Origin of the sequence: Telmatospirillum sp. J64-1 (assembly GCF_006980715.1) — a bacterium.
Lineage (GTDB): Bacteria > Pseudomonadota > Alphaproteobacteria > Rhodospirillales > Magnetospirillaceae > Oleiliquidispirillum > Oleiliquidispirillum nitrogeniifigens.
The window spans coordinates 107,398-123,154 of record NZ_SBHN01000001.1 but is presented as its reverse complement, the minus strand read 5'-3'; the positions used below and the strand labels follow the sequence as shown (position 1 = coordinate 123,154).

The following is a 15,757-nucleotide window of genomic DNA, read 5'->3' as shown; positions in this document are numbered from 1 at the left end:
AAGATCCGGGGCGAGATGACGCGGCGGACGACCTCGTTTCAGCGAGGATCCCCGCATCATCCCTGCCCCTTCGCTGCCTGCGCGATCACGCGGGATCAAAAGCGGGAACGACGGTATCGGCCTTTTCGGTTTCGACCGGCGGTGTCGCATATTGAATGAAGCTCTCCGGCAGGGCCCCACCCCAATAGACGCCGCCCGCTCGCTCTTCCTCGTTCCAGGTGACGGGCTTGAAGTCCGGAGCGAAGATCAGGAAGCTGCCGGAATAGATCTCGATACGGTTGCCGCCCGGTTCATAGGAATAGAGATAGAAGGCCTGAGAATTGTTGTGCTTGGACGGTCCTGCTTCGATGAAGATGCCGTTCTCGGTCAGGATATCGGCCGCGCGCAGCACATCCTCACGATTATCCACCCACATCGAAAAATGATGCAGCCGTCCCCGGGCGCCCTTGATATCGACCACATAGGCCAGTTCGTGATGCACCGGGGTATTGCTCAGCCATGAGCCGATTTCCTTGGTACCGTTCTCGAACAGGATCTGTTCGCGCAGACGGAAGCCCAGGATATCCTCGGCGAATTTACGGTTCCGCGGCACATCCTGGCTAAGCAGCGCCAGATGGTCGATGCGGCGCACGCCGACGCCGCGCCCGGGATATTTCGACGGCAGGTTCTTCAGCGTCGAACGTTGCTCATCCCCTGCCTCATAAGCCTGCTCCTCGTAATAGATTTCCATCACATGGCCATCGGGGTCATTGAAGCGGAAGGACCGGCCCCGCCCGAAATCGCCATTGGTCCAACCCAAGCCCAGCCCGGCCTGTTCCAGCGCGGCGACACGGCGCTCCATGGCCTGCGGGCTGTAGGCGCGCCAGGAAATGCAGCCGACGCCAGGCTGGGAGGCTTCGGTCAGTTTCAGCGTGCTCAGCGCATAATCGCCATAGGCCCGCAGATAGACGGACTGGCCCGCCTGATGGACCACTTCCATCCCCAATACATCCCGAAAATACCACAGGCTCTCCGCCGGCTTGGGCGTGAAAAGCTCGACCGCCCCCAGATGCGCGATATCCTGGATCGGTTCCTTCACCGTCATCGTCCGTCTCCCTTGATGATTGTCCGGCCTGCCCTCTTCCGTGGCGGCGGGGAAGGAGATGGTGACACAAACATTCCCATATTTTTAGTAATGTTTTATCATGTGATTCATGAGCAATTTCGATTATTTGGACCTTAACGGCCGGACCCTGCGGCTGTTTCTGACGGTCATAGAGGAGGGCTCGGTGACGGCCGCCGCCGAACGCCTGAACCTGACCCAATCCGCCGTCAGTCACAGCTTGGAGAAGCTGCGCGAGATCACGGGCGAAGCGCTGTTCGTCCGCTCCGGCCGGGGCATCGCCGCCACCGCTCATGCTTTGGCCCTGGCCGACCGGGCGCGGAAAATCCTGGACGGCATGAAGACTTTCACCACCGGGGCGGACTTCCACCCCACCGGCTCCCATCTGCGCTTGGTGATTGCTGCCAACGACCTGCAACGGGACCTGATGCTGCCGCCTTTCTTGCGGCAGTTGGAAGATGCGGGTGCCGAGGTATCCTTGCGCGTCGTTCCCTCGGGAATGCCGGGGGCGGACCTGCTGCGCCATGACCGCTGCGACCTCGTCATCACGCCCCGTCCGCCCGCCGGCCTGGACATCATGCAGAAGCGCCTGCTGACCGACCGCTATGTCTGTTTCTATGACGCACAGATGCGCCCGCCGCCGGAAACACTCGCCGATTACTTGCACGCCCGCCACGTCACCGTTGTCCATGACAATGATCATGGGCTGGAATTCGACCAGATGCTGACGGAACGCGGCATCCGCCGGGACGTGGCGATCACCGTCCCCAACTTCGCCGGCGTGCCGCCCTTCCTGCGCGGCAGCCCCCGCCTTGCCACGCTGCCTTCACTGCTGGCCTCGGGAATCATGCAGGGCTTCGCCATGGCCCCCATGCCGATGGAGGATTACGAACTTCCCTTCTTCATGGTGTGGCATGGCCGCAATCAGCACGATCCCCGCCATTCCTGGCTGCGGGAGCAACTGGAGCAGGCGGCGCGAACGCTCTCCTAAAGCCGTTTCCATTCAAACGGAACTGGCTTTAGTCACTACGTTTCGTCAGAACGAAACGTGTTCTAGGCCAGGGCCAGTTTGCTTCCCTCATCCGCCACCACCTCGGGAGACGGCGACTGTCCGGCATCAAGCAGTTTACGTGCCAACATATGGTCCTGCGGACGGTTGACGGATTCCACCGCGATCAGTCGATCCTGCCGGTAGTAGAAAACCGAGAAAGCACCCGTAGCCGGGTTCCCACGCAGCACTAGGCTGTCATAGCCCGTGCTCAGCCCGGCCATCTGAAGCGTGACGTCATATTGCGTGGACCAGAACCAGGGCGTCTGTGAGAAGGGCCGTTCCTGCCCCAGCAGGGCCGCCGCCGCGCTCTTGCCCTGTTCGACGGCATTCTGCACCGATTCCAGCCGCCGCATTCCACCGTGGACGGCATCGCGGAGAACGGTGCAATCGCCGGCAGCGACGATCAGCGGATCGGAAGTGCGGGAACACGCATCCACCACGATTCCCCGATCACAATCCAGTCCGGCAGCGGCGGCAAGGCGGTCGTTGGCCTCGATGCCGATGCCGACGACCACTAGGTCAGCCCGACGGAAGCCTCCGTCATCACCGTAAAGGCCGGTTACCCTGCCCTCTTTCCCAACGATTTCCATCACTGTCCGTCCCAGCCTCACCTCCACCCCCTGGGCTTCATGCAAAGCCAGGAAGAAATCGGAAAGAACAGGGGCAACAGCTCGCGCCATCAGGCGGTCGCCGGCTTCGAACACCGTCACCTGCGCCCCGGCCTTGCGTGCGGCCGCCGCCACTTCCAGGCCGATGAAGCCCCCGCCGACGACCGCCACATGACGGGCAGTCTTCAGCGCGGCCAGGATGACATGGCTGTCGGCAAGACTGCGCAGCCCCACCACCCCTTGCAGCTCGCTTCCCGGCACGGTCAGGCGGCGCAGCCGCGCCCCGGTGGCCAAGGCCAAGCCCCGATAGTCGTAGCGCGTGCCATCGGCCATCGCTATTTGGCGCCGCTCGCGGTTGATGGCCTGGACCGGAACCCCCGTCAGCAAGGTGATGTTCTTGCGCGCCAGCGTCTCGCGGCTGCGGATCTCGATCTGCTCGCCCAAAGCCAAGCCCAGCAGGACATCCTTGGACAAGGGCGGACGGTGATAAGGCGGCACCGGCTCGTCACCGATCAGCAGGATTTCCCCCTCGTATTTCCCGCCGCGCAGGCTTTCGGCGATCTGCAACCCGGCCTGCCCCGCCCCGACGATGACGATGGGCGCGGCCATCAGCTTTGCGCCTCGGGCAGATGCACCACCAGCCCGTCCAAGGCGGCTGTCAGCGTGATCTGGCAGGACAGGCGGCTATTGGGCCGCCGTTCCGCCACCACATTGTCCAGCATCCCGTCTTCCATCTCGCCCGGCGGCGGGATCAGGCCCAGCATGTCTTCCGCCACATAGACATGACAGGTGGCGCAGCAGCAGGACCCGCCGCATTCCGCCTCGATGCCGTCCAAACCGTTACGTTGCGCCCCCTGCATCACCGTCCAGCCTTCGGGAACGTCGATGTCGTGGCGGGCGCCGTCCTGTTCCACATAGATGACCTTGACCATGTCCGCGTCCTTTCCCGTCTAATCCAGCTTAATCCCGAGCCAGCAGCAGGCGGCGCGGCGCCCGGAAGGTGGTCGAGGCCAGCCAGGGCAGCACGGACTCGACGCGTCGATAGACCGGAACAGCCTTGTGAAATTCCTCGAAGACGGTGACCGTCGCCATGCGGGCGATGGAAGAGCCGAGGCAGACATGGACCCCGCCGCCGAAGCCCAGATGGTTCTTGGGCCGCCGGTCGATGTCATAGAGGTCGGGATTGGGGAACTGGCGCTCGTCGCGATTGCCCGACCCATAGGCCAGGCAGACGAAATCACCCTTCTTCATCACCTGTCCGTGCAGGTCCACATCGCGCATCAGCACACGGCGGAAGCGCTGGGCCGAGGTGTTGAAGCGCAGGCTTTCCTCGACCGCATCGGGCAGGCGCGACGGATCGGCCACCACCATCTCGCGCGCTTGGGGATGGTCGGCCAGGTTCAGGGCGAACATGGTCAGGAAGCTGGACAAGGATTCGACACCGGCCATGATCAACGTCGTCACCGTCATCTGGATCTCGCGCTCGCTCAGGCGCTCGCCGTCGATTTCCGCCTGGACCAGCCTGCTGACCAGATCCTCGCCCGGATCGCGGCGGCGCAATTCCATCAGCCGGGCGGCATAAGCCGACATCCATTCGAAGGCGGCGATATTCTCCGGCCCCTTGGCCCGCGTCACCGGGTCGGTCTGCACCATCAGCACGACATTCCGGCGGATCTCCGCCTCGTCCTCCAGCGGCATGCCCAACATATTGAACAGAAGCCCGACCGTGACCTTGGCCGAAAAGCCGGTGATGAAGTCGAACTCCCGTGCTTCGCCGATCCCGGCCAAGGCATGACGGGCGGTCTGGCGCAGCGGCTCGGCCAGGGCGCCGACATTGCGCTTGGTGAAAGCCGACTGGATGATCGCCCGCATACGGTCATGGCGCGGCGGGTCGGTGGTACCCAAAGTCGCCCCGGCGCGGTTGGGCACCTCGTCCATCAGGTTCCCCTTGGTCGAGGAATAGGTCTGCCAGTCGTTCAGCGCCTCGACGATATCGGCATGGCGCGACAGCACCCACATCCTGGCCTCCTCGCTCCAGAAGCAAGGATGGTGGTCGCGCAGGATCTTGTAGGCGGGAAAGGGGTCGGCATCGATCTCGGGGGAATAGGGATCGAAGCGGAAAGCGGTATCCAGCATGGAGCCTCCTCCTGTTCGGCAGCGACATTGCCTGCTCTTCGTTGTCGTACCGAGCTTACGGGCGACGGGGCCCTGCCTGAATGGACGAAGGCAGCAAAAAATTGTACGATCCTTACAAAATCGATAATTCTTCATTTTATCGGAGGAAGGCATGACAGTCGGAGCATCCATCCCGGGGCAAGTGCCGCATTTCGCCCTCTACGGCGAGCCCTCGACCCAGGATGATGCCGACTTCTTCCATGTCGAGGATGTCCGCAGCCGCAGCCGCCTCTACGACTGGGCCATCAACCCGCACACCCATAAGGGCCTGTTTCAGACGGTGCTGATCGTCGAGGGCGAGGCGGAAACGAGATTGGACGATCAGAACATCACGCTGGGACCGCTTTCGCTTGTGGGCATCCCGTCCAGCACCGTCCACGCTTTCCGCTTCCGGCCGGAGACGGAAGGGTATGTCCTCACCATGGCGGAAAGCATCCTGTTCCGCGATGCCCGCACGCAAGCGCTGTTCCAGCCATTGTTCCAGGCGCCGCAGGTCATCGACCTGTCGAAGACGCCACAGAATGCACGGCGCGTCGTCTCGACGCTGGAACATATCATGACCGAATTCCAATGGCCGATGACAGGGCGCAGCCTGATGGTGGAATGGCTGCTTCAGGCCTTCCTGCTGCTATTGGTCCGGCAGGTCGCGCTCCAGACGGAACACAGCCTGCCGGAACGGCTTCAGGCCGACCTGTTCTCGCGCTTCAAGATCCTCGTCGAGGCGCATTACCAGCATCACTGGCCTGTCGCCCGCTATGCCCGGGAATTGGGGGTAACGGAAAGCCGTTTGAACCGGCTATGCAAGGCCCTTGCCGGACGCTCCGCCTTCAAAGTGATCCAGGACCGGCTGTTGCTGGAGGCACGGCGGAAGCTGACCTATATCGCCGCCCCCGTCTCGCTGCTGGCTTATGAGCTGGGCTTCGAGGACCCTGCTTATTTCTCCCGCTTCTTCAAGAAGCATACCGGCCTCACCCCGGCCGAATACCGGCGCATCGGCACATCATAGAAAGCGGAACAGGCTGACGAGATCCGCCTGCCTGTTCCGTGCCTTCAGATCAAGGCTAGCGCAAGGCTTGGGAAGCCGATCAGCAATCCGAGGCGCAGCACGTCCGACATCACGAAAGGCATGACGCCACGGAACATGTCGCGGATATTGATCTCCGGCGACATTGCCTTGAGCACGAAGACATTCATCCCGACCGGCGGCGTGATCAGGCCCATTTCGACGGCAATCACGGTCACCACGCCGAACCAGACGGGGTCGAAGCCGGCCTGGACGATCAGCGGATAGACAATCGGCACGGTCAGCAGCATCATCGCCATGCCGTCCATGACGCAGCCCAGCAGCACGTAAAGCAGCAGAACCGACAGCAGAACCGCGAAAGGTGGCAGGCCCATATCCACGACAAAACCCGCCAGACTTTGCGAAAGCATCGAGACGGACAGGAAATAGCCGAAGATTTCCGCGCCGATGATCATGAAGAAGATCATGGCGCTGGTGAAGATCGTCTCTTCGATCGAGGCGAAGAAGTCGCGCAGACTCATGCCGCGGGCAAAAGCGATCACCATGGTCAACGCCGCCCCGACCGCCGCCGCCTCGGTTGGAGTGAAGATGCCCCAATAGATGCCGCCGATGATGAAGGCGAAGACCCCGGCGAAGGGGCCGAGCCCGGCCAGCCCCCGGATCTTCTGTCCCCAGCTCGTGGGCTCGCTCGGGCTGGCAAGGTCGGGCTTCAGCCAGACCTGCACGGCAATCGCGGCGCAATAAAGGGCCAAACCCAGAATGCCAGGAATTAGCCCGGCCATGAACATGTCGCCCACCGATTGCTCGGTGATCAGGGCGTAAAGCAGCAGGGCGATGCTCGGCGGAATGATGATGCCCAATGTGCCCCCGGCGGCCAGCGCGCCGCTGGCCAATTGCGGCGAATAGCCGTTCTTGAGCATTTCGGGCATGGCAACCCGGCTCATACTCGCCGCCGTCGCCAAAGACGAGCCGGAAATGGCCGAGAACAGACCGCATGAGGTCACCGCGGCCAGGGCCGAGCCGCCGCGCCAGCCGCCGAATAACGTCCTTGCGGCCGAGAACATCTCGCTCGACATCCGCGCCTTAGTCGCAAAGACGCCCATCAGGATGAACAGCGGAATAGGGCTGAAGCTGTAATTGCTCAAGGCTTCGAAAGGACCGCTGCCCAGGATCGAGATCGCGGGCTCGAAGGAGACGATCAGGCCGAAGCCGAGGAAACCCATCGCGGCCATCGCCAGGGCGACGGGACAGCGCAGGGCGATCAGGCCGAGCATCCCGGCGATGCAGACAAGCCCGATGATCTCGCCGCTCATCGCACTTCCTCCACATGGAAGACCTGCTGCAGCCCGCCGAGCACCCCACGCAGCGCCAACAGGCCGGTTGCTAGGGCGGCAAGGCCATAGAAGACGGTCATCGGGATATGCAGGTCCTGGGTGGTGCTGAAGGAACCGGCATTGGAGAATTCCACCAGATAATGCCTGCACATCATCGCCCCCAGCAGACCGAAGCACAGGACATAGGCCCCGTCGATGACATTCTTCAGGCGCGGGGACATGCCTTCGGTGAACATGTCCACGATCACTTGGCCGCGTGTCACGGAATAAGGCAGCGCGAACAGCACCATCAGCAACAGGCCGTAGCTGACCAGCTCGACGGCACCGGGAAAGAAGAGTTTGACCGCCCCGCCGGTCGCCGCGAACAGCGACCGGACAAGGATGTCGGCGACTACCGTCCCCATCATTGCGATGAGGATGGCGCCGCTGATCCAGTGCATGATCCGTGCGACCAGATGAGCGGCCTCCACCACTATTTTCATGGCGCTACAGGGCGCAGTCGCCGGACGACAGGGCCATGGCGCGTTCGAAGACCTGGCGCGCCGGACGGCCTGCGGATTCCTGTTCCTCGACATAGCGCTGGCGGGTGCGTTCCAGCACCGGCTGCCAAAGGGCCTGCTGGTCCTCCGTCAGTTCGATGATCTGGTGGCCGCGGCTGACGGCGTCCTCCAGGCCCTTCTTGTCCAGGTCCTCGAAGACCTCGGCGGCGATCCGGGCCCATTTCTGGCCGGAATTGTCGTCGATCACCTTCTTCAGGTCTTCCGGCATCCCGTCATAGACGCCCTTGTTCATGGTGGCGACGAAGGCCAGGGTATAGAGATTGACCTTGGTGTGATGTTCGGTCAGCTCGTTGATGCGGAAGACGTAATTCCCTTCCCAGGGCATCACTTGCCCATCGATGACGCCGCGCTGGATCGAGGGATAGGTTTCCGGCGCAGGCATGCCCACCGGCTGGGCACCGGCTTCCTCCAGCAGCATCCCGACCACCGCCGTCGGACGGCGCAGCCGCTTGCCTGCCAGATCGGCAGGGCTGTGGACGGCCATCCCCTTTGTATGCAGCAGCCCCGGACCATGGGTGAACATGAACAGGGGATGCGTGTCTTCATATTCCGAGCGGATCAGGCCCTCGTCATAGAGAGTCTGGAGAATGCATGATCCCTGCAGGGCATTCTGGCTGACGCCCGGCAGTTCGACCACCTGCGACAAAGGAAAGCGGTTGGCGGTATAGCCTTGCGCCGTGGCGGCGACTTCGGAGATGCGCTTGGTCACGCCTTCATAGCTGGCCGCCGCCCTGGTCAGGGTCTGGGCGGGAAAGACCTGGACCTTGATGCGCCCCTGCGATTCCTGCTCGATGGTATCGGCCCAGCGCTGGAAGATATCGGTATGCAGAGGCGACGTGGCTGGCCAGAAATGGCTGAACTTCAAGGTATATTCGGCGGCCTGGGCGGTGCCGCCCACGGACAGGGCGGCGGTCACCGCCAGGGCGGCAACGGATTTCGAGAACCAGTTCCTGTTCATAGTCTCCTCCCGATCGACGATTTCGTCATTGTTATCATTTGCAAGAACAAGGAGCCCGCCGGAGCGCAGGATCATTCCTCCACCGCCCCGGCCAGATCATATGTCAGATTACGCGGCTTCCGTGGCCTTCTTTGGATCCTTCTCGTCGAAGATCTTGTTCAGGATTTCGGCGGCCAAGTTGAAGGCCGGCAGGCCCCGGAATAGGAAGGCCAGGCCGGCGACGTCGTGCAGTTCCTTCTTCGTCGCCCCCGCCCGCATGGCCGCGCGCCCGTGATATTCCGAGGCCGGCGCCACATGCGAAAGCAGAATGCCGAACAGGATCATCTGGGCGGTCTTGGTATCCATGCTGGTGGGATACATCGCGTGTTCGCGGATCTTCTCGACCATGTCGAGCAATTGCGGATCGCATTCGAGACCCACGTTGATGCGATGCTGGATACGCGGCGGAACGAAACCGATCAGTTCGTTATAGATTTCTTCATACTCTTCCTTGGTGGCCAAGACAGCCTCCTTTTCGTGAGAAACGTGGATGTTAGAGGGCGGAACGCTCTTCCGCCGCCCGGGGCATCAGGCAAAGACTGGCATTGCCGCTGCCGGAACTCTGGGCATAGGTGCCGTATTGGCGGCCCTGCAAATGCCCGTGCGCGGCCGCCATGGCCCCGGCCGCGCCCAACATTCCGGCCAGCGGGCGCCCGCCCATCTCGGCCACGGCGGCGCGGCAGTAATCGGGGGACCAGCGGATCAGCTCCGCCACATCGCCCCGGACCATCAGCTCGATGAAGCGGCGGTCCAGCTCGATGCGTTCGGGCGTCGGCCATAGATCGGGGCCGCGCAGCACCGCATGGGACAGGGCGCAGCTCGAGATGAAGACCGCCCGCCGCCCCAGGCTTGCGGCCACCGCATGGGCGAGTTCACCGACCCGCCGGTTCTCCTCGAGGCTGGAGCAAATGACCGAAGGCAGCAGCACGACCGGAACCGTGCTGTCCGGGTCCATGTATTGCAGCGGCACGAAGGAGGCGTAATCCCATTTGAAGGGCTGCACGTCATTGATGGCTGCAGGAATGCCATCCTTCTTCATCGCCGCGCACAGGGCCTGGGCGAAAATCGGGTCGCCGTTGCGGCGATAGGGAATGCCGGGGATCAGATCCACCGCCTCGTCGGCGATGCAGACGCCCTCATGAAGGGCATGGGCCGTGACATACCAGTTGAAGGTACAGACCCAATGCGAGGAATGCAGGATGAAGAGGTCGGGCTGCAATGCCCTGACCCGCTCCCCCATCTCGCGCAACCCTGCTACCAGGCCCTTCTGGAATTCCGGCACATTGGCCTCGACGCCGATGCGCGGGGTATGAGGGGCAACCAGACTTGCGACGATCCCGCCAGCCATGACCTTTTCCTCCTGTAGCGTTTTTTATTATTTTTAAACGATATATCCGGCCTTGATCGGAGTCTACAGACTTTATCGATAATTATGCCATGTATCGATTTTACGGAAATCCCTGTCCGTCTCCCACTATTCCAGGCCGGGAGGCATTTTCTTGGGGTTTCCGCCTGCGGCGAAATGCTCGCCGGGCACCTCGCGCAGGATGACGCGGACCGAGTCGCGCGGCGCGTCGATGGCTTCGACCACGGCCTCGGTGACCTTGCGGATCAGGGCCAGCTTCTTCTCGGGCGTCCGCCCCTCGATCAGGGTGATGTCGACGACAGGCATGATCGCTACTCCGTGACGTTGAGCGACACCGCGCCCAGATTCTGGTAGACGGCCCGGACATGCATGCCCGGTGCCAGGGCATGGGCGGCCGTCGCCCCGCCGGCGAGCACGATGTCGCCGGGATTGAGACGCTCGCCCCAGCGCGAGACCAGGCGCGCGGCGGCGACCAGCGAGCGCAGGGGATGGCCGAGGATGGCCGCCGTCGAGCCCACCTGCACCGCCCGCCCGTCGGCTTCGAGGATGATGCCGAGATTGTCGATGGCGGTGTCGGGCTTGTGCCAGTTGCCCAGCACGAAGCCCGAGGAGGAGGAATTGTCGGCGACCACGTCGGGCAGCGCGAACTTGAAGTTCTGGTAGCGCGAGTCGATCACCTCCATCGCCGGCGCGATCGCCTCGACGGCGGCCAGCGCCTCCAGCGGGCTGACCTCGCCCGAGAGGGGCTTCTTCATCAGGAAGACGATCTCGGGCTCGATGCGCGGATGGACATAGTTGGCCCGGCTCATCGCCCCGCCCTCTTCCAGGCGCATGGCATCGGTCAGGCGGCCCCAGATCACCTCGTCCACACCCACCTGGGCCATCTTGGCGCGGCTGGTCAGGCCCATCTTGACGCCGATCCGCCGCTCGCCCCGGCCCAGGCGCCGGGCCAGGGACAGCGCCTGGATGGCATAGCCGTCCTCGACGGTGAGGTCGGGCACCCGCTCGGTCAATTGCGGGATCGCGGTGGCGGTGCGCGCCGCCTCGTCGACGACGGCGGCCAGGCTCGCCATGTCGCGCTTGATCTCCATCGTGCTCATTGTGCCGCTCCTTCCTTCTGCCGGGCCACCAGATCCAGGGCCACGTCGACGATCATGTCCTCCTGGCCGCCGACCATGCGGCGCCGGCCCAGTTCCACCAGGATCTGGCGGGTATCGATGCCGTAGGTCTTCGACGCATTCTCGGCATGGCGCAGGAAGCTGGAATAGACCCCGGCGAAGCCCAGCGACAGGCTTTCGCGGTCGACGCGCACCGGGCGGTCCTGAAGCGGGCGCACCAGATCGTCGGCGGCATCCATCAGCGTGTGCAGATCACAGCCGGTCTCGATCCCCATGCGCTCGAAGACAGCGATGCAGACTTCCAGCGGCGCATTGCCCGCCCCCGCCCCCATGCCCGCCAGCGAGGCATCGACCCGCACCGCCCCTTCCTGGACGGCGGCCACCGAATTGGCGCCCCCCATGGAAAGGTTGTGATGGGCATGGATGCCGATCTCGGTTTCGGGCTTCAGCTCCTGGCGGAAGGCCCGCACCCGCTCGGCCACCTGGTCGGGCAGCAGGGCGCCGGCGGAATCGACGACATAGACGCATTCGGCACCATAGCTTTCCATCAGCTTGGCCTGGGCGACCAGTTCCTTGGCCGGGATCATGTGGCTCATCATCAAAAAGCCGATGGTGTCCATGCCCATCTCGCGCGCCGCCTCGATATGCTGGCGCGAGACATCGGCCTCGGTGCAATGGGTGGCCACGCGCACGGAACGCGCCCCGGCGGAATAGGCTTCCTTGAGATCATGGACGGTGCCGATGCCCGGCAGCAGCAGCACCGCCACTTCCGCCTCGGTCAGCTCGCCGGCCACGGCCTCGATCCAGGCGAGATCGGTGGTCTTGCCGAAGCCGTAATTGAAGGACGAGCCCTGCAGCCCGTCGCCATGGGCGACCTCGATGGAATCCACGCGGGCCTTTTGCAGGGCGCGGGCGATCTCGCGCACCTGGGGGATGGTGTATTGATGGCGGATGGCATGCATCCCGTCACGCAGCGTGACGTCCTGGATGTAGAGCTTGTCCTTGGTCTTGCGGGCCATGTTATGCGGCCTCCATCTTGAGCTTGCTTTCGGCCCAGCGGTCGGCGGTGACCAGGGCGGCCGAGGTCATGATGTCGAGATTGCCGGCATAGGCCGGCAGGTAATGGGCCGCGCCCTCGACCTCGAGGAAGACCGAGGTCTTTAAGCCCGAGACCTCGCCGATGCCGGGGATGTTGACCGGGGCGTTGTCGCCGATATGCTCGAACTGCACCTTCTGCTTGAGGCGGTAGCCGGGCACGTATTTCTGCACCTCGGCAACCATCTCGGTGATCGAGGCCTCGATCTCTTCGGGGCTTGCACCTTGCGAGAGGGTGAAGACGGTGTCGCGCATGATCAGCGGCGGCTCGGCGGGGTTGAGGATGATGATCGCCTTGCCCTTTTCCGCCCCGCCGACAGTCTCGATGGCCTTGGACGTGGTCTCGGTGAATTCGTCGATATTGGCGCGCGTGCCGGGACCGGCCGATTTCGAGCTGATCGAAGCGACGATCTCGCCATAGACCAGCCTTTTGGCGACGCGCCGGACGGCATGGACGATGGGGATCGTCGCCTGGCCGCCGCAGGTGACCATGTTGACGTTGGGCTGGTCCAGGTTGTCCTTGAGGTTCACCACCGGGATGATGAAGGGTCCGACGGCCGCAGGCGTCAGGTCGATCACCTTCTTGCCGTCGCGGCGCAGGATGGCGTCGTTGGTCAGGTGGGCCTTGGCCGAGGTGGCGTCGAAGACGACCTGGATGTCCTTGTAATCCGGCAGGCGGGTCAGGCCCTCGATGCCCTCATGGGTGGTCGCCACGCCCAGCCGGGCGGCGCGCGCCAGTCCGTCGGAGGCGGGGTCGATGCCGACCATCGCGCCCATCTCCAGGTTCTTCGAGGTGCGCATGATCTTGATCATCAGATCGGTGCCGATATTGCCCGAACCGATGATCGCGCATTTGATCTTGCTGCTCATGCATCACTCCTTTGCGAACGAGGCGCGCACCGCGCCCAGGCCGTTGATGCGGGCCTCGAAGACATCCCCCGGCTGCGCCGCGACCATCGGCCCCAAGGCGCCGCTCAAGATGGTGTCGCCCTTCCTGAGCGGGCGTCCGGCCTTGGCCATCACCCGGGCCAGCCACCACGCCGCCGTCAGGGGATTGCCCAGGCAGGCCGCCCCGGCACCGACCGAGACCGGCTCGCCCTTGCGCTCCATCACCATGCCGCACAGGCGCGGGTCGAATTCGCCCAGGCGCTTCGGCTCGCTGCCCAGCACGTAAAGACCCGAGGAGGCGTTGTCGGCGATGGTGTCAAAGATGCGGATGTCCCAATTGGCCACGCGCGAGCCCACCACCTCGATGGCGGCGACGGCATAATCCACGGCATTCATCACATCGGTGGGCGTGACGCGCTCGTCATCCAGATCGCTCCCCAGGATGAAGGCGATTTCCGCCTCGACCTTGGGCTGGCTGACCGAGGACAAGGCAATGTCCTCGCCCTCGGCCACCGCCATGTCGGCGAACAGCATGCCGTAATCGGGCTGGTCGACGCCGAGCTGGGCCTGCACCGCCTTGCTGGTCAGGCCGATCTTGCGCCCGACCAGCCGCCGCCCGGCCTCCAGGCCTCGCCTGGTGTTGATCTCCTGGATCGCATAGGCGGCCTGGATGTCGCCGCCCTCGATCAGGTCGCGCACCGGGGCGCAAGGCTGGCCGCTTTGCGCGGCCTGCCACAGCCGGTCGGCGGCTTCTTGGATATTCGCTTCAGACATGGGACGGCCTCACAGCTTGATGCAGACGTTGGACAGCTCGGTGTAGAACTCCAGCGAGTGGAGCCCGCCCTCGCGGCCGATACCGGAAGCCTTCGAGCCGCCGAAGGGCGTGCGCAGGTCGCGCAGGAACCAGGAATTGACCCAGCACAGCCCCACCTCCATGCGCGCAGCGACGCGATGGGCGCGCGACAAATTCTCGGTCCAGACCGCGCAGGCCAGGCCGTAAGGGGTGTCGTTGGCGAGATGAATCGCCTCTTCCTCGGTGTCGAAGGGCTGGATATGGCAGCAGGGGCCGAAGATCTCCTCGCGCACCACCGCAGCCGTTTCGGGCAGGCCGGTCCAGATGGTCGGCTGCACCCAGGCGCCCTCGGCCAAATGGGCGGGCATCTCGGGGATGCCGCCGCCGGTCACCACAATGGCGCCTTCCTCGACCGCCTTGCGGTAATAGGACAGCACCTTGTCGCGATGCTCCTGGCTGACCAGCGGGCCGAGAGTGACGCCCTTGTCCTCGGGATGGCCGAGCTTCAAGCCCTCCGCCCCGGCCTTGAGGCGGGCGACGAAGTCCTCGAAGACCGGGCGCTGGACATAGACCCGCTCAGTCCCTAAGCAGACCTGGCCGCAATTGGCGAAGGCCGAGCGCATGGTGCCCTCGATGGCCTTGTCGAGATCGGCATCGGCAAAGACGATGGCGGCGTTCTTGCCGCCCAGCTCGAAGGAGACCGGGCGCACGCCGTCGGCAGCGGCCTTCATGATCGCCTCGCCGGTGCGGGTCTCGCCGGTGAAGGTGATGGCGTCCACGCCCTTGTGGCGGGTCAGGAACTCGCCGGCCGAATTGGGGCCGAAGCCGTGGACGACGTTGAACACGCCCTTGGGCATCCCCACCGCGTTCATCACCTCGCCCAGCAGGGTAGTGGTCAGCGGCGTCTCCTCCGACGGCTTGACCACCACGGTATTGCCGCAGGCCAGGGCCGGGCCGACCTTCCAGGTCATCAGCAGAAGCGGCAGGTTCCACGGGCTGATCACGCCGATCACGCCCTTGGGCTTGCGCAAGGCGTAGTTGATCGCGCCGGTGCCGTCGGGGGTGGGGGTGGGGAAGAATTCGGTCGAGACGGTCTTGATGACGTCGGTGAACATCTTGAAGTTCGCCGCGCCGCGCGGGATGTCGATATGGCTGGCCAGGCTGACCGGCTTGCCGGTATCGAGGCATTCGGCGGCGAGGAACTCGTCGAAGCGGCGGTTGATCTCATCGGCCACCGCGCCCAGCAGGGTGCAGCGCGCCTCCACGCTCATCCGCCCCCACTCGCCCGTCAGCGCCCGCCGCGCCGCCGTCACGGCGGCATCGACCTCGGCCTCGCCCGCCTCGTGCACCAGCCCGATCACGCTGTTGTCGATCGGGCTGCGGTTCTGCCAGCTCCGCCCCGTGCTCCCCGTCGTGAACGCGCCGTCGATGAAATGCAGCGCATCACGGCGGGCCGAGTCCAGGCGCCCTTTCTCTATTCCCACTGTCTTGTTCATTTCCTCTGCACCCTTCCTCTCGGACAGCGTTATGCAGACCGGCCGTTCGACCGGCTCTCCCTTTTCGCGCATAACGGTAGCGCCGCCCCATTTCGAGGGAAAGAGTTTTTATCGATAAAATGAAAGATTTTTGAGGGGTTGCATTTTCTC

Annotated in this window: 17 protein-coding genes; 2 read left to right on the top strand and 15 right to left on the bottom strand. The window is 63.9% G+C overall.

Annotation, left to right across the window (positions count from 1 at the left end; genetic code table 11):
- Window positions 1-85: 85 nt before the first annotated feature.
- Window positions 86-1,084, bottom strand: coding sequence for a VOC family protein (locus EPD66_RS00580; RefSeq protein WP_142846241.1), 999 nt, complete (start codon window positions 1,082-1,084; stop codon window positions 86-88).
- A gap of 109 nt (window positions 1,085-1,193) precedes the next feature.
- Here EPD66_RS00580 and EPD66_RS00575 point away from each other — a divergent pair, with 109 nt between their 5' ends.
- The gene (locus EPD66_RS00575; protein ID WP_142846239.1) at window positions 1,194-2,093 is read left to right on the top strand and encodes a LysR family transcriptional regulator; all 900 of its coding nucleotides are present in this window, start codon (window positions 1,194-1,196) and stop codon (window positions 2,091-2,093) included.
- A 62-nt stretch (window positions 2,094-2,155) separates the two neighbouring features.
- Here the strand turns inward: EPD66_RS00575 and EPD66_RS00570 are convergent, their stop codons facing one another.
- From EPD66_RS00570 to EPD66_RS00560, 3 genes are read right to left on the bottom strand one after another with little or no spacing between them, the layout of a single operon-like run.
- Window positions 2,156-3,370 carry an NAD(P)/FAD-dependent oxidoreductase gene (locus EPD66_RS00570; RefSeq protein ID WP_142846237.1) on the bottom strand — a complete coding sequence of 405 codons (1,215 nt, stop codon included), beginning with the start codon at window positions 3,368-3,370 and terminating at the stop codon, window positions 2,156-2,158.
- The gene (locus EPD66_RS00565; RefSeq protein ID WP_142846235.1) at window positions 3,370-3,693 is read right to left on the bottom strand and encodes a 2Fe-2S iron-sulfur cluster-binding protein; all 324 of its coding nucleotides are present in this window, start codon (window positions 3,691-3,693) and stop codon (window positions 3,370-3,372) included. The genes EPD66_RS00570 and EPD66_RS00565 overlap by 1 nt, the downstream gene beginning before the upstream one ends.
- Before the next feature lie 28 nt (window positions 3,694-3,721).
- On the bottom strand, window positions 3,722-4,897 hold the full coding sequence (locus tag EPD66_RS00560) for a cytochrome P450 (protein WP_142846233.1): 1,176 nt from the start codon (window positions 4,895-4,897) through the stop codon (window positions 3,722-3,724).
- A 151-nt stretch (window positions 4,898-5,048) separates the two neighbouring features.
- Between EPD66_RS00560 and EPD66_RS24745 the strand changes: the two genes are divergently transcribed.
- Window positions 5,049-5,942, top strand: coding sequence for a helix-turn-helix domain-containing protein (locus tag EPD66_RS24745; RefSeq protein ID WP_142846232.1), 894 nt, complete (start codon window positions 5,049-5,051; stop codon window positions 5,940-5,942).
- 44 nt (window positions 5,943-5,986) lie between these two features.
- Here EPD66_RS24745 and EPD66_RS00550 read toward each other — a convergent pair whose 3' ends face one another.
- The 11 genes from EPD66_RS00550 to EPD66_RS00500 form a co-directional block, all read right to left on the bottom strand.
- Entirely contained in the window at window positions 5,987-7,273 is a 1,287-nt protein-coding gene (locus EPD66_RS00550) for a TRAP transporter large permease (protein WP_142846230.1), read from the bottom strand.
- A complete protein-coding gene (locus EPD66_RS00545; RefSeq protein WP_142846228.1) occupies window positions 7,270-7,776 on the bottom strand; it encodes a TRAP transporter small permease subunit in 507 nt (168 codons plus the stop codon). Before EPD66_RS00545 ends, EPD66_RS00550 begins: the two co-directional genes overlap by 4 nt.
- A 4-nt stretch (window positions 7,777-7,780) precedes the next feature.
- The gene (locus EPD66_RS00540) at window positions 7,781-8,812 is read right to left on the bottom strand and encodes a TRAP transporter substrate-binding protein (RefSeq protein ID WP_142846226.1); all 1,032 of its coding nucleotides are present in this window, start codon (window positions 8,810-8,812) and stop codon (window positions 7,781-7,783) included.
- 108 nt (window positions 8,813-8,920) lie between these two features.
- A complete protein-coding gene (locus EPD66_RS00535; protein WP_221930819.1) occupies window positions 8,921-9,313 on the bottom strand; it encodes a carboxymuconolactone decarboxylase family protein in 393 nt (130 codons plus the stop codon).
- 31 nt (window positions 9,314-9,344) lie between these two features.
- Window positions 9,345-10,199 carry a hypothetical protein gene (locus EPD66_RS00530; RefSeq protein ID WP_142846224.1) on the bottom strand — a complete coding sequence of 285 codons (855 nt, stop codon included), beginning with the start codon at window positions 10,197-10,199 and terminating at the stop codon, window positions 9,345-9,347.
- Between the two features lie 126 nt (window positions 10,200-10,325).
- Complete coding sequence (locus EPD66_RS00525) at window positions 10,326-10,523, bottom strand: 2-hydroxymuconate tautomerase (protein ID WP_142846222.1); 198 nt, start codon at window positions 10,521-10,523, stop codon at window positions 10,326-10,328.
- Window positions 10,524-10,528: 5 nt separating this feature from the next.
- Complete coding sequence (locus tag EPD66_RS00520; RefSeq protein WP_255448311.1) at window positions 10,529-11,317, bottom strand: 2-keto-4-pentenoate hydratase; 789 nt, start codon at window positions 11,315-11,317, stop codon at window positions 10,529-10,531.
- Window positions 11,314-12,354, bottom strand: coding sequence for a 4-hydroxy-2-oxovalerate aldolase (gene dmpG, locus EPD66_RS00515; RefSeq protein ID WP_142846220.1), 1,041 nt, complete (start codon window positions 12,352-12,354; stop codon window positions 11,314-11,316). The genes EPD66_RS00520 and dmpG overlap by 4 nt, the downstream gene beginning before the upstream one ends.
- 1 nt (window position 12,355) lies before the next feature.
- The gene (locus tag EPD66_RS00510) at window positions 12,356-13,300 is read right to left on the bottom strand and encodes an acetaldehyde dehydrogenase (acetylating) (RefSeq protein WP_142846218.1); all 945 of its coding nucleotides are present in this window, start codon (window positions 13,298-13,300) and stop codon (window positions 12,356-12,358) included.
- Window positions 13,301-13,303: 3 nt separating this feature from the next.
- The gene (locus EPD66_RS00505; protein WP_142846216.1) at window positions 13,304-14,092 is read right to left on the bottom strand and encodes a 2-keto-4-pentenoate hydratase; all 789 of its coding nucleotides are present in this window, start codon (window positions 14,090-14,092) and stop codon (window positions 13,304-13,306) included.
- A gap of 9 nt (window positions 14,093-14,101) precedes the next feature.
- Window positions 14,102-15,607, bottom strand: coding sequence for a 2-hydroxymuconic semialdehyde dehydrogenase (locus EPD66_RS00500; protein WP_142846214.1), 1,506 nt, complete (start codon window positions 15,605-15,607; stop codon window positions 14,102-14,104).
- Window positions 15,608-15,757: the final 150 nt, after the last annotated feature.

What these genes read in the sequence shown, in the direction of transcription:
- EPD66_RS00580 (WP_142846241.1), bottom strand. Translation starts at nt 1,084, where the DNA reads ATGACGGTGAAGGAACCGATCCAGGATATCGCGCATCTGGGGGCGGTC.
- EPD66_RS00575 (WP_142846239.1), top strand. Translation starts at nt 1,194, where the DNA reads ATGAGCAATTTCGATTATTTGGACCTTAACGGCCGGACCCTGCGGCTG.
- EPD66_RS00570 (WP_142846237.1), bottom strand. Translation starts at nt 3,370, where the DNA reads ATGGCCGCGCCCATCGTCATCGTCGGGGCGGGGCAGGCCGGGTTGCAG.
- EPD66_RS00565 (WP_142846235.1), bottom strand. Translation starts at nt 3,693, where the DNA reads ATGGTCAAGGTCATCTATGTGGAACAGGACGGCGCCCGCCACGACATC.
- EPD66_RS00560 (WP_142846233.1), bottom strand. Translation starts at nt 4,897, where the DNA reads ATGCTGGATACCGCTTTCCGCTTCGATCCCTATTCCCCCGAGATCGAT.
- EPD66_RS24745 (WP_142846232.1), top strand. Translation starts at nt 5,049, where the DNA reads ATGACAGTCGGAGCATCCATCCCGGGGCAAGTGCCGCATTTCGCCCTC.
- EPD66_RS00550 (WP_142846230.1), bottom strand. Translation starts at nt 7,273, where the DNA reads ATGAGCGGCGAGATCATCGGGCTTGTCTGCATCGCCGGGATGCTCGGC.
- EPD66_RS00545 (WP_142846228.1), bottom strand. Translation starts at nt 7,776, where the DNA reads ATGAAAATAGTGGTGGAGGCCGCTCATCTGGTCGCACGGATCATGCAC.
- EPD66_RS00540 (WP_142846226.1), bottom strand. Translation starts at nt 8,812, where the DNA reads ATGAACAGGAACTGGTTCTCGAAATCCGTTGCCGCCCTGGCGGTGACC.
- EPD66_RS00530 (WP_142846224.1), bottom strand. Translation starts at nt 10,199, where the DNA reads ATGGCTGGCGGGATCGTCGCAAGTCTGGTTGCCCCTCATACCCCGCGC.
- EPD66_RS00525 (WP_142846222.1), bottom strand. Translation starts at nt 10,523, where the DNA reads ATGCCTGTCGTCGACATCACCCTGATCGAGGGGCGGACGCCCGAGAAG.
- EPD66_RS00520 (WP_255448311.1), bottom strand. Translation starts at nt 11,317, where the DNA reads ATGAGCACGATGGAGATCAAGCGCGACATGGCGAGCCTGGCCGCCGTC.
- dmpG (WP_142846220.1), bottom strand. Translation starts at nt 12,354, where the DNA reads ATGGCCCGCAAGACCAAGGACAAGCTCTACATCCAGGACGTCACGCTG.
- EPD66_RS00510 (WP_142846218.1), bottom strand. Translation starts at nt 13,300, where the DNA reads ATGAGCAGCAAGATCAAATGCGCGATCATCGGTTCGGGCAATATCGGC.
- EPD66_RS00505 (WP_142846216.1), bottom strand. Translation starts at nt 14,092, where the DNA reads ATGTCTGAAGCGAATATCCAAGAAGCCGCCGACCGGCTGTGGCAGGCC.
- EPD66_RS00500 (WP_142846214.1), bottom strand. Translation starts at nt 15,607, where the DNA reads ATGAACAAGACAGTGGGAATAGAGAAAGGGCGCCTGGACTCGGCCCGC.